Source organism: Rahnella laticis, assembly GCF_015644585.1.
Taxonomy (GTDB): Bacteria; Pseudomonadota; Gammaproteobacteria; order Enterobacterales; family Enterobacteriaceae; genus Rahnella; species Rahnella laticis.
In genome coordinates, this window is sequence record NZ_JADOBI010000011.1 from 112,152 (window position 1) to 124,767 (window position 12,616).

8 protein-coding genes are annotated in these 12,616 nt (G+C 56.5%); 4 read left to right on the forward strand and 4 right to left on the reverse strand.

The annotated features are described in order from the left end of the window. The first annotated feature begins 27 nt into the window (after nt 1–27). Nucleotides 28–552: a type IV toxin-antitoxin system AbiEi family antitoxin gene (gene abiEi, locus IV433_RS20730; RefSeq protein WP_195815711.1), complete on the forward strand. Its 525-nt coding sequence runs from the start codon at nt 28–30 to the stop codon at nt 550–552. Next, entirely contained in the window at nt 552–1,475 is a 924-nt protein-coding gene (locus IV433_RS20735; RefSeq protein ID WP_195815710.1) for a nucleotidyl transferase AbiEii/AbiGii toxin family protein, read from the forward strand. Before abiEi ends, IV433_RS20735 begins: the two co-directional genes overlap by 1 nt. A 59-nt stretch (nt 1,476–1,534) precedes the next feature. Here IV433_RS20735 and IV433_RS20740 read toward each other — a convergent pair whose 3' ends face one another. Genes IV433_RS20740 through IV433_RS20755 form a run of 4 tightly spaced genes read right to left on the reverse strand, consistent with a single transcriptional unit; the run spans nt 1,535 to nt 10,630 of the window. Continuing rightward, a complete protein-coding gene (locus IV433_RS20740) occupies nt 1,535–2,983 on the reverse strand; it encodes an efflux transporter outer membrane subunit (RefSeq protein ID WP_370530272.1) in 1,449 nt (482 codons plus the stop codon). Further along, nucleotides 2,976–6,101 (reverse strand): efflux RND transporter permease subunit, encoded by a 3,126-nt coding sequence (locus IV433_RS20745; RefSeq protein WP_165061685.1) that lies wholly within the window; start codon nt 6,099–6,101, stop codon nt 2,976–2,978. Before IV433_RS20745 ends, IV433_RS20740 begins: the two co-directional genes overlap by 8 nt. Nucleotides 6,102–6,104: 3 nt before the next feature. After that, a complete protein-coding gene (locus IV433_RS20750) occupies nt 6,105–9,299 on the reverse strand; it encodes an efflux RND transporter permease subunit (RefSeq protein ID WP_195815709.1) in 3,195 nt (1,064 codons plus the stop codon). Beyond that, on the reverse strand, nt 9,296–10,630 hold the full coding sequence (locus IV433_RS20755; protein WP_165061679.1) for an MdtA/MuxA family multidrug efflux RND transporter periplasmic adaptor subunit: 1,335 nt from the start codon (nt 10,628–10,630) through the stop codon (nt 9,296–9,298). Before IV433_RS20755 ends, IV433_RS20750 begins: the two co-directional genes overlap by 4 nt. Before the next feature lie 482 nt (nt 10,631–11,112). On the opposite strand from IV433_RS20755, the gene IV433_RS20760 reads away from it, so the two are divergent. Beyond that, the gene (locus IV433_RS20760; RefSeq protein WP_195815708.1) at nt 11,113–11,943 is read left to right on the forward strand and encodes a gamma-glutamyl-gamma-aminobutyrate hydrolase family protein; all 831 of its coding nucleotides are present in this window, start codon (nt 11,113–11,115) and stop codon (nt 11,941–11,943) included. Beyond that, nucleotides 11,940–12,488: a M15 family metallopeptidase gene (locus IV433_RS20765; protein ID WP_195815707.1), complete on the forward strand. Its 549-nt coding sequence runs from the start codon at nt 11,940–11,942 to the stop codon at nt 12,486–12,488. The genes IV433_RS20760 and IV433_RS20765 overlap by 4 nt, the downstream gene beginning before the upstream one ends. Nucleotides 12,489–12,616 lie beyond the last annotated feature (128 nt).

Consider the following 12,616-nt stretch of genomic DNA (forward strand, 5'->3'; position numbering starts at 1 on the left):
TTTTTGTCGCTTTTGTGTAGAGATAAAATGAACAAGCTTGAAGCAACCCGAAAACTGGAAGCGCTAAGCCGTCAGGGTCGTACCGTTTTTTTGCTGAGAGATCTGCAAAAAATCTTCCCTGAGGACTCCCCGCATGCGCTGAAAGCCGGGCTCTTGCGTCTTGTCGATGAAGAAATTTTATGCAGACCGATCAAGGGTGTTTACGTCAATATTTTCTCCCCCAAAGACAGTTACCTTCTCGAGCACGTGGTGAAGGCGTTACGGCGCGGGGAATACACATATGTCAGCCTTGAATCTGCGCTGTCGGCTTACGGCATCATTTCGCAGATCCCTGTCGACAGGCTGACGGTAATGACCACCGGACGTTCCGGTGAGTACAAAACGCCCTGGGGCACCATCGAGCTGACGCACACCAGCCGCAGTATTCTCAATATCCTCGACGCCACTGTTGAAACGCAATCACCACTGAAACAAGCGACACCCGCTACGGCAATCAGGGATTTGCGCCGTGCAGGAAGGAATACTCATCTGCTGGATATTAAGGAAGAATAATGAGTGAAAAGGTCGATTTTGATTTGCTGGTTAACCGTGCGCTTCAAAGCGAAGGGCTTGCCGCAATGCGTCCGGTGATCGAAAAGGAATTACTGCATTACGATGTGCTTTTTTGTCTGGATAAAGCCGGTTTGCTGGATGGGCTGGTTTTTCAGGGCGGGACTTCCCTGCGTCTTTGCTACAACTCAAACCGGTTTAGTGAGGATTTAGACTTTGCCGGCGGCAGAACTTTCTGTTCCGCTCAGCTGATGGCGATGAAATCCTGCATCGAAGAGTACATCGGCGCCCGGTATGGTTTTGCCATCAGCGTGAAAGCGCCCGGAGAGTTGCGCCAGCTTCCCGATTATGACCAGATTAATGTCGACCGCTGGCAAATTACGATTGAAACATCTCCCCGGCAATCCAATATCGCCCGCCAGAGAATAAAAATAGAGATTGCCAATGTGGAGGCCTACACCCGAAATACGCTGGCATTGGGCCGAAACTATTTCGTTTTGCCGGACGGCTACAGTGACACGCTGATCTATGTCGAAACGCTGGAAGAAGTACTGGCCGACAAACTGGTGGCATTCCCCGCAACGCAGACCTATATCCGTTACCGGGACATGTGGGATTTAGTCTGGCTTTATCAACAAGGTGCGCGCATCAATATGCCGCTGCTGTTCAGCAAACTGGCGGATTACCGTGTTGAAAATTACGTCGATAAAGTCCGGGAGAAACGGGATGCACTGGAAGGAATAATGCAAAAAGGTGTATTCCATAATGAAATGAAACGCTTTATCCCCACTGACGTTTATGAACGAACACTGTCTACAGAAAAATTTAATGGCTACTTCCTGACGATATTACGTGGCGTTCTAAACGATGTCCTCAGCGGGATGGAAGTCAAAGCTGAAGATCACTCTTCTGCGTTTTTAATGTAAAACGGAACGGGCCTCGTTCTCAGAAAAGGGCTGTTTCCAGCCCTTCCCTGTCTCTCAAATCACTTCCCCACATCCCCGTTCCAGCCACCGCCCAATGCGGCGATCAGCTTAACGCTGGTGACCATCTGGGTGCTTTGCAGCGAAAGCACGCTTTGCTGCTGGGTCAGGCTGGTATTTTCGGTGGTGGCGACGTCGAGATAGTCGATCATCCCGGCCTGATACTGGTTGTAGGTGACGCGCGCGGATTCTTTCGCGGAGTCGGCGGCGTTCTGGCGGGCAACAAGTTCGGTGTCGATCGTGTGCAGTTCCACCAGATAATCTTCCACTTCCTGCATCGCGGTTAACACACTCTGGCGATAGCTGGCGACGTCGGCGTCATACGCGGCTTCGGCCTGTGCGACTTTTCCGCGGGTGGCCCCGAAATCGAGCACGGTCATGCTGAGTTCCGGGCCCAGCGACCAGACGCGGTTCGGCAGGGAGAACAGGTTATGCAGCGCGGATCCGGTGTATCCGCCGGTCGCGCTGAGGGTCAGATCCGGGAAGTATGCCGCGGTGGCGACGCCAATCGCGGCATTGGAAGACGCCATCGTGCGTTCGGCGGCAGCGACGTCAGGACGGCGCTGCAACAATTGCGATGGCAATGCATCCGGCATTGGCGGCAGGTTCAGTTTCACGTTGCTCGCCGCCAGGCTGAACTGGGCCGGTGGCTTGCCAATCAGCACCGCAATCGCATGTTCCAGTTGCGCGCGCTGCCATTGCAGATCCAGCGCGGAGGCTTTGGTACTTTCCAGCTGCGTCTGCGCCTGTGCCAGCGTGCCACGCGACGTATTGCCGCCCGCATACTGGTTCTGAATCACGGTCAGGTAACGCTGATACGCCTCAATGCTTTGTTTATACAGCGCAATTTGCTGATCCATGACGCGGAGCTGGAAATAATCCTGCGCCAGTTCGGACTGGGCGCTGAGCGTCGCGTCCGCCAGATCGGCCTTGCTGGCCTGTGCGCTGGCATCCTGTTCTTCCGCCGTGCGGCGAAGTTTGCCCCACAAATCCAGCTCCCAGCTGGCGCTGAGCTGCGCGGTTTGTTTGTTGGAAACCGACGATGACGTGGCGCTGCGCGTGCTGCCTGCGGTCGCGTCTACGGACGGGTAAAGATCAGAACGCGCCTGCGTCACCAGCGCCTGTGCCTGGCGGTACTGCGCGGCGTACTGCGCGACGTTCTGGTTGGAAATCTGTACCTGACTCAGCAGGGAAGAAAGCTGCGGATCCTGATAAACCGACCACCATTCGCCTTTGCTCTGGTTATCTTTCGGAACGGCCGCCGTCCAGCCTTTGGCTTCTTTAAACGCCACCGGCATTGCAACGTCAGGCCGTTTGTAATCCGGGCCGACGGCACAGGCACTGACCAGCAGAGCCAGAGCCAGCGGCGCAAGACGAAACACAAGAGAACGCGTTTTTTGCAGAGTCATCAGATTCACTTCTGGGTAAGAATTCATTGTTTTATCAGTCATTAGAGCTGACCTCCGGCGGTGTCGCATGCGGGCGCAAACGGTGCCATAAGCGGTGCGTCGCGCGGCTGGTGCGATCCATATACAGGTAAACCACCGGCGTGGTGAATAAGGTGAGGATCTGACTCAGCGCCAGCCCTCCGGCGATTGCCAGACCCAGCGGACTGCGCAGATCCGCGTCGCCGCCGCTGCCCAGCGCCAGCGGTAACGCCCCGAAGAAGGCCGCCAGCGTGGTCATCAGGATCGGACGGAAACGCATCAGACAGGCCTGGGTGATCGCCTGTTGCGGCGATAACCCGAGCCGTCGTTCGGCATCCAGCGCGAAGTCGATCATCATGATCGCATTCTTTTTCACGATGCCGATCAGCAGCAGGATCCCGATCAGTGCGATGACCGTCAGTTGAGTATTGGTCAGCAACATCAGCAACAACGCGCCCAGACCGGCCGACGGCAGCGTCGAAAGAATGGTCAGCGGATGAATGTAACTTTCATACAGCACGCCGAGCACGATATACACCGCCGCCAGCGCCGCCAGAATCAGCCACGGCATGGTTTTGGTCAGCGCTTCGAATGCCTGCGCCGTACCGGCGTAACTCCCGTGAATGGTGTCCGGCAAACCAATCTGCGCCATGGCGGTTTTCAGCGCGGCCTGCGCATCTTCCAGCGCATAACCGTCCGCCAGGTTGAAGGCAATGGTCGTGGTCGCCGTCTGGCCCTGATGCGAAACCGACAGCGGCGAATTCGCCCCGCTGAACGTCGCAAAAGCGGATAACGGCACCTGCGCGCCCGCATCGGTCACCACGTAAAGCTGGTGCAGCACATCCGGGTTGCTGGTGTAATCCGACGTCAGGTTCATGACCACGTGATACTGGTTCAGCGTTTTGTAGATAGTGGCGATCTGCCGCTGGCTGAAGGAGTTGTTGAGCAGGGCGTCGATCATTTTCACGTTCACGCCGAGACGTGTGGCACGATCGCGGTCGATGTTGAGCATGATTTCCTGCCCGCCGGTCTGCGAGTCCGAATCCACACCGGTCAGCTGTGGCAGCTTCGCCAGCGCTTTCTGCACTTTCGGTGCCCATTCGCGTAACAGGGAAAGATCGTCAGCCTGCAAACTGTACTGATATTGCGCGTTCGCGCTGCGTCCGCCGATATGCAGATCCTGCGCGGCCATCAGGAACAGCTGCGAGCCCGGCACTTTGGCGGTCGCCATCATCAGACGGTTAGCCACCTGATTGGCAGTCGCGGTGCGTTTGTCGAAATCTTTCAGGCGCACGAAGAAGGTGGCGGTGTTACGCGCACCAAACCCGCCGCTGCCCGCCGAACTCATCACCGCCTCAACGGCCGGATCGTCCTGAATAATCTTGCTGTATTTCAGCACCTGCGGCTGGATCGACTGGAATGAGGTGTTCTGATCCGCACGCAACATGCCCATCAGCATGCCGGTGTCCTGATCCGGGAAGAAGCCTTTTTCCACCACGGTATACAGATAGAAATTGAGGATCACGGTGAGGAACAGGCCGACCAGCGTGATCAGCTGATGGCGCATTACCCAACCGAGCGCGGCAGAATAGGCCGCCAGCAGCCGGTTCAGGCCACGTTCGATCATCCGGTAAATGCGCGGCTGACGTTTTTCCACCGGCGGTTTACGTTTCAGGAAACGGGCGCACAGCATCGGCGTCAGGCTCAGCGACACCAGCATCGAGATGATCAGCGAAACGCTGAGCGTGACCGCAAATTCGCGGAACAGACGCCCGACAATACTGCCCATCAGCAGGATCGGGATGAAAACGGCGATCAGCGAAAGCGTCATCGAGAGCACGGTAAAACTGACTTCCTGCGCGCCTTTCAGCGCCGCACGCACCGGCCCCATGCCTTCCTCGATGTGCCGCGTAATATTTTCCAGCACCACGATGGCGTCATCGACCACGAAACCGGTCGAGATGATCAGCGCCATCAGCGAGAGGTTATCGAGGCTGTAGCCGAGTAAATACATCACCGCGCAGGTGCCGATTAATGACACCGGCAGCGCCAGCGCGGGGATCAGCACTGCATTCCAGTTGCGCAGGAACACGAAAACCACCGCGATCACCAGCAGCGTGGCTTCCAGCAGGGTCATTTCGGTGTCGCGCAGGGAAGCGGAAACGTTCGGCGAGCGGTCGAGCGCCAGATTGAGCTGAACGTCGCCCGGCAGGCTTTCTTTCATCAGCGGCAGCGCAGCTTTAATGGCTTCGATGGTTTCCAGCATGTTCGCGCCAGCCTGACGCGTCACGCCTATCATCACCGACGGCGTGCTGTTGTAATAGCCGACGTTGTATTTATCTTCAACGGAATCATAAACATTAGCGATATCACTGAGGCGGATCGCCGAACCGTTGATGTAAGTAATAATCAGCGTTTTGTACTGCGCGGCGGTACTTTGCTGGCCGTTGCCTTCAATCATCCACGACTGATTCGCGCCTTGCAGCAACCCTTTCGGCAGATTGCTGGTGCTGTTGGCAATCGCGGTGCGGATGGTATCGAGTGAAATGCCGTAAGACGTCACCGCCTCCGGGCGCAAATCAATACGCACGCCCGGCAGCGCGGAACCGACCAGAGAAACCTGCCCGACGCCGTTGACCTGTGCGATTTTCTGTTGCAGCTGGCTGGAGGCAATGTCGTACAGCTCGCCCTTGCTGCGCGTGGCCGACGTCAGCGCCAGCATGATGATGGGCGCATCCGACGGGTTCGCTTTGCGGTACGTCGGCAGCGACGGCATGCTGCTGGGTAATAGCGAACGCGAGGCGTTGATCGCCGCCTGCACATCGCGGGCGGCACCGTTAATATCGCGGTCTAAATCGAACTGCAAAATGACACTGGTGGAGCTTTGCGAGCTGCGCGAGGTCATTTCCGTCACACCGGCGATTTGCCCGAGCGCCCTTTCCAGCGGCGTGGCGACGGTGGCCGCCATGGTTTCAGGGCTGGCACCCGGCAGGCTGGCGCTCACCAGAATGGTCGGGAAATCCACCTGCGGCAGCGGCGCGACCGGCAGCAGGCGATACCCCAGCAAACCGAGCAGGAGGATCGCCAGCGTCAGAAGCAGTGTTGCGACCGGGCGGAAGATGAAGAAGCGCGAGATGTTCATCGGTTATTCCGCCCGCTGTGCTGCACGCCGGTGACGTGGGTTAAGGCGGTGAGATAAACGGTCAAACATCAGGTAGATCACCGGCGTGGAGAACAGCGTCAGGATCTGGCTGAAGATTAACCCCCCGACGATCACCAGCCCCAGCGGCTGACGCAGCTCGGCACCGGATCCGCTCGCCAGCATCAGCGGCAGTGCGCCCAGCAATGCCGCCATAGTCGTCATCATGATCGGACGAAAACGCAGTAAACACGCCTGATGAATGGCTTCGCGCGGCGATAAGCCCTGCCGGTTTTCGGCGTCGAGCGCAAAGTCGATCATCATAATGGCGTTCTTTTTCACAATACCGATCAACAGGATCACCCCGATCAGGGCGATCAGGCTGAATTCCGTTCCGGCGAAGATCAGCGACAGCAACGCGCCGACGGCCGCCGACGGCAGCGTGGACAGGATCGTCACCGGGTGAATAAAGCTTTCGTACAGAATGCCCAGCACCACATACATAGTCAGCAGCGCAGCCAGAATCAGCCACAGCGTATTGCCGGTGGCGCTTTCAAACGACGCCGCCGCACCCTGATAACGCAGGGTGATGCTGTCCGGCATGGCGATATCCGCCACGGTCGTTTTGATGGCCTGCTGCGCCTGTTCCAGCGAATAGCCGTCTTTCAGGTTGAACGATACGGTTACCGCCGGGAACTGATTCAGACGCGCCTGCAACAGCGCGCCGGTGCGCATATGAATTTGCGCAATCGACGTCAGCTTGATCATGCCGTTGGTCGCGCCGGAATTGGTGGTGGTCGCGCCGCTGTCGGACGTCGTCGTTGAGGCCGTGGTCGCCGTGGTCGCCACCGTGCCGGACGTGGACGTGCTGTTGTTGGTCGCCAGATACACATCATCAAACGAAGCCGGAGACTGCTGGAACTGCGGTGCCACTTCGAGCACGACGCGGTACTGGTTTGCCTGGGTAAAGATAGTGGAAACCAGACGCTGGCCGAACGCGTTATACAGCGCGGTATCGACGTCTGACGCCGTAATGCCGTAACGCGCAGCGGCGTCGCGGTCGAGTTCGACATACGCAATCTGCCCCTGATTTTGCAGGTTGCTGACCACGTCGCTGAACTCCGGCAGCGCGCTGAGTTTTTCCAGCAACTTCGGCGTCCATTCCACCAGATTTTCGCTGTCGGCGTCGTCGAGCGTGAACTGGTACTGGCTTGGCGTGACCTGGTCGTCAACGGTCAGATCCTGCGAGGCCTGCATATAAAGCTCAATGCCCGGCACACCTGCGGTTTCCTGTTTCAGGCGTTCGATAATCGCCGGTGCGCGCTCGCTGCGCTCATCAAAAGATTTCAGGCTGATCTGCAAACGTCCGCTGTTCAGGCTGGTATTATTGCCGTCCACGCCGATGGTGGAGGCCACACTTTCGACGTCCGGATCGTTGAGAATTGCCGCCGTCAGTAACTGCTGGCGACGCCCCATTTCACTGAAAGAGACGTCCTGCGAAGCCTGCGTGATGCCCTGGATCATTCCGGTATCCTGCGACGGGAAGAACCCTTTCGGCACAATCACATACAACAGCGCAGTGAAGACCAACGTCGCGGCCGCCACCAGCAGCGTGAGCTTCTGGTGATTGAGCACGACGATCAGCATGCGGTCGTAAGCGGCAATCATTTTGTCGAAGAACTCGCCGCCTTTGCGGTAAAACTTACTCTGTTTTTCTTCCGGCGTGTGGCGCAGTAAATAGGCGCACAGCATCGGAGTCAGCGTCAGGGAAACAATCATCGACACCAGAATCGACACAGCCAGCGTGATCGCAAATTCACGGAACAGACGCCCGACCACATCGCCCATAAACAGCAGCGGGATCAGTACGGCGATCAGCGAGAATGTCAGGGAAATAATGGTGAAGCCGATTTGCTGCGAGCCTTTCAGCGCCGCCTGCATCGGCGTTTCGCCCTCTTCCAGCCGCCGTGAAATGTTTTCCACCACCACGATGGCGTCATCGATAACGAAACCGGTGGCGATGGTCAGCGCCATCAGCGAAAGGTTGTTGAGGCTGAAACCACACAGGTACATCACGCCAAAAGTGCCGACCAGCGAGAGCGGCACGGCAACGCTTGGGATGAGGGTTGCCGCGACATTGCGCAGGAACAGGAAAGTGACCATCACAACCAGCGCAATCGACAACAGCAATTCGAACTGGACGTCGCTGATCGACGCACGAATGGTTTGCGTCCGGTCAGACAGAATGCTGACTTTGACCGATTCCGGCAGGGCTTCCTGCAATTTCGGCAACTGCGCTTTAATCGCATCCACAACCTGAATCACGTTCGCGCCCGGCTGACGCTGAACGCTGATAATGATCGCCGGCTGTTTGTTGGCCCAGGCAGATAAATACTGGTTTTCCGGCGCTTCAGACAACGTTGCCACATCGCGTAAACGCAGCGCCGCGCCGTTTTCATAATTCACAATCAGATTGCCGTACTCATCTGCCGTGCGCAGCTGATCGTTGGCATCGATGGTGATCGAGTGATGCGGGCCGTCGAACCCGCCTTTAGAACCGTTAACGTTGCTGTTACCGATCAGCGTATTAATGGTTTCCAGGCTGATGTTGTGCGCCGCCAGTTTGCGCGGATCGGCCTGCACGCGGATAGCCGGCTGATGCCCGCCCGCGAGTGTCACCATACCGACGCCGGAAATCTGCGACAGTTTCAGCGCCACGCGGGTATTCACCAGATCCTGCACTTTGGTCAGCGGCAGCGATTCGGAGGTGGCCGCCAGCGTCAGTACCGCGGCATCCGCCGGGTTAACCTTTTTATAGGTCGGCGGATTGGGCAGATCGTTAGGCAGCAGGCTGTCGGCGGCGTTGATCGCCGCCTGCACTTCCTGTTCGGCGACGTCGAGCGAGAGATCCAGCGAGAATTTCAGCGTGATTATTGAAGAACCGCTGGCGCTGGTGGAATACATCTGGCTCAGACCCGCCATCTGGCCGAGCTGGCGTTCAAGCGGAGCGGTGATGCCCGACGCCATAACGTCCGGGCTGGCACCCGGATACAGCGTGGTCACCTGAATGGTCGGATAATCGACCTGCGGCAGCGCCGAGGTCGAAAGCATGTTGTAGGCAAAAATCCCCGACAACAGCACGGCGACCATCAGCAAAATGGTCGCAACCGGCCGGAGAATAAAGAGGCGTGAAGGATTCATTTAGACCCGCTGTCTTTACCGGCTTCGTTTTTACCCGCGACGGCGTTGTCTGCGCCGGTGGTCGCTTTATCCACGCCGCCGCTTTGCTGACGTTCTTTTGAAGAACCGCCCGCTGCGGCCGCATCCAGAGAATTCGCCGTCACGATCTGTACTTTCGCGCCGTTGGTCAGGCGGTCAATCCCCGTCGTCACCACCTGTTCGCCCGGATTCACACCCGACAAAATCGCGACCTTATCATCACCGAAGTCCGGGCCGGATTTCACTGAACGGCGCTCAATGGTGTTATCAGCTTTCACCACGTAAACGAAATCGCCATCGCTGCTCAGCTGCAATGCCGCCGCCGGGATCACCGTGGCGTCTTTCAGCACGGAAACCTGCAAACGGGCATTCACAAACTGGTTCGGATACAGCTTTTCATCGGCATTATCAAACAGCGCTTTCAGCTTGATGCTGCCAGTGCTGGTGTCAATTTCGTTACTGATAAACTGGAGTTTGCCCTGATCGAGGACTTCGCTGCCATCCTGATTAAACGCCGTGGTCGGCAACTGATTTCCGCCGCGCAGCGCTTTAAGTAAGGTTTGCAGATTGCTCTGCGGCACGCTGAAGGTGACGGCAATCGGCTGAGTTTGGGTGATCGTGACGATACCGGTGGTAGAACTGCTGGTGACCATATTGCCCGGATCAACCAGACGCAAACCGACATGCCCGCTGACCGGCGCGGTGATTTTCGCGAATTCAAGATTCAGCTTGGCTGCCGCGATTTGTGCCAGATCGGCTTTCACAGCGCCCGCATACTGACCGGCGGTCGCAATCTGGCTTTCCAGATCCTGACGCGCTAAGGAATCCTGCGCATACAGTTTGCGGTAACGCGCTAACGTCAGTTCAGCACTTTTCGACAGCGCCTGATTCTGCGCCAGATCGCCCTGATATTGTTCCAGCGTCGCCTGATAGCTGCGCGGGTCAATCTGCGCCAGCAACTGCCCTTGCGCGACTTTCTGCCCTTCGGTGAAATACACCTTCATTAACTGGCCATCAACCCGGCTGGTCACCGTCACGGTCGCATTCGCCACCACCGTGCCCAGCGCGCGCAGATAAACAGGGACATCCGCCTGCGTGGCTTTTCCTGCCTGCACCGGCGTATCCATGCCCATCATCATCTGACCGCGCATCGCCCGCATACCACCGCGGCCGCCCGCCCCTTTTTTTGCCGTATGATCAGACGCGCTTTGGTGGAAAGCAAAAAACCAGACCAGGATCGCAGCAACGATAATGGCGACGATAACCCACACAAGGGTGCGTTTTTTGGAACGAGAAGAGGCAGTCGGCAGCATAAATTTCTTGGTTTCGCAGTATTAATGAGGAGAAAACAGCTGAAATAAGACCTTCAACCAGAGATTTTCTTATGTACTTCATTCAAAAGTGACAGCGCATTATCCCTAAAAGTGCAGGTGGCTGTTTTTAGGACAACGTAAAGATTTCGTTAGCAATTAAGAAATTCCATTTCAATCGCCCGCGTGAATTATACGCGCTAATTTTGCCTCCAGGCATCCACAATGTTAAGAGGTAAATGAGAATGAATATTGAAGACGCCGACAGAAAAGTATCAGGAAGTGTCAGGTCATCTCGAAATTTTGTCAGGAAAACGCAGGGTTAGGATAGAAAATGACCTGCTGTACCACCTGAACGGGTGATAAAACCAGAGGTAAATCCTGAAAATTAGACCTATTGATAATTTATATTGTTTGCGCTGACCCCGACTTGATATGGTGATTTTTCTGATTGTTTTTCATCTTCATGGCAGGAATTCAGAAGAATGCAGACAAAATTTCAATCCAGACCGGTCATCGGTGTCACATTGGACAGTGAAGACGCCGGTGGTTACGCCGATTTTCCCTGGTATGCGTTACGTCAGAATTACATGAGCAGCCTGGCCGGGCTGGGCGCGGTGCCGCTGGCATTACCGCATCACGCAGAACTGGCCGACGAATATCTGGCGCTGTGCGACGGAATTGTCGTGACCGGAGGCGCGTTTGATGTCCCGCCGGAGTTGTTTAACGAAACGCAAAACAGCGATCAGGTTCGCCTGAAACCGGGCCGCACTGAATTCGAAAAAGCCATCGTCAAAGGCGCCATGCAGCGCAATATGCCGCTGCTGGGCATTTGCGGCGGTCAGCAACTGCTGGCCGTTTTAACCGGCGGCACGCTGCATCAGCACATTCCCGATGCATTGCCTGACGCGCTGGAACACAGCACGACGGTGGATACCGAAAATGCCGGTGGCAAGAAACGCGCGCGGCATCCGGTTGAAATTGTTGAAGGCACATTGCTGAGCCGTTCGGTCGACCGTGATCATTATGAAGTGAACAGCTCACATCATCAGGCGGTGAAAACCGTCGGGCCGGGCAGCATCGTCAACGCGTATGCGCCGGACGGCGTGATCGAAGGCATTGAGTGCGAAGGGTATGATTTCTGCCTTGGCGTGCAATGGCACCCGGAATATCTGCAACATCAGCAGGATACGCAGTTGCTTAACGCGTTTGTCGTGGCCGCGTCGCGCTATCAGCAGGCGATGCGCTCCGCCGGTAAAGCGATGACAGAAGTAATGACCGACGTGATTGCACGTACCGGAAATGAAAAGGCATGAATCAGGCGGCGCTGAAAGCCAGAACCGATCAGAAGTTGCGCGAGCTGAATATCGACCCGGCCGTTATCGCGCACCGCACGCTGCCGTACTTTGAAGAAGTCAGTGAGCACTTACTGGTGGACGCAGAAACGGATGCTGATACCGGTAAAATCTACCGGCTGATCGCGCCCGCCACACAGGCATGGCGCGAGATGAAACGGCAGGCCACCGCCGACGGCGTGGGCATTTATCTGGTTTCCGCCTGGCGCAGCCTCGATTATCAGGCCGGTTTAATCCGCACCAAACAAACCGCCGGGATTGCGCCGGAAGACTTTTTCACGTCGCTGGCTCCGCCCGGATGCAGTGAACATCACACCGGCTGCGCCGTGGACATCAACACTCCCGGCTGCGACGAAGTCACCGGCATCTTCGGCGAAACCGACGCTTTCCGCTGGCTTGAAGCTAACGCCGCGCGCTTTGGTTTTGTGATGTCCTTTCCGCCGGATAATCCGTGGGGATTCATATATGAGCCGTGGCACTGGTGCTGGCATCCGGCAAAAAAGTGAGTGACGCCCGTCACATCTGCCATAACTAAAATTGTCCCCAAAACATTTATCTGTTAGGCCAATTTTCTGTTTCATTTTTAGAACAAATAAAACACACTATGCCCTCAGAAGGCCTTCCGCTTCGAAGG

Excerpts from the sequence above, each read along its gene's own strand:
- abiEi (WP_195815711.1), top strand. The coding sequence starts at position 28 with ATGAACAAGCTTGAAGCAACCCGAAAACTGGAAGCGCTAAGCCGTCAG.
- IV433_RS20735 (WP_195815710.1), top strand. The coding sequence starts at position 552 with ATGAGTGAAAAGGTCGATTTTGATTTGCTGGTTAACCGTGCGCTTCAA.
- IV433_RS20740 (WP_370530272.1), bottom strand. The coding sequence starts at position 2,983 with ATGACTGATAAAACAATGAATTCTTACCCAGAAGTGAATCTGATGACT.
- IV433_RS20745 (WP_165061685.1), bottom strand. The coding sequence starts at position 6,101 with ATGAACATCTCGCGCTTCTTCATCTTCCGCCCGGTCGCAACACTGCTT.
- IV433_RS20750 (WP_195815709.1), bottom strand. The coding sequence starts at position 9,299 with ATGAATCCTTCACGCCTCTTTATTCTCCGGCCGGTTGCGACCATTTTG.
- IV433_RS20755 (WP_165061679.1), bottom strand. The coding sequence starts at position 10,630 with ATGCTGCCGACTGCCTCTTCTCGTTCCAAAAAACGCACCCTTGTGTGG.
- IV433_RS20760 (WP_195815708.1), top strand. The coding sequence starts at position 11,113 with ATGCAGACAAAATTTCAATCCAGACCGGTCATCGGTGTCACATTGGAC.
- IV433_RS20765 (WP_195815707.1), top strand. The coding sequence starts at position 11,940 with ATGAATCAGGCGGCGCTGAAAGCCAGAACCGATCAGAAGTTGCGCGAG.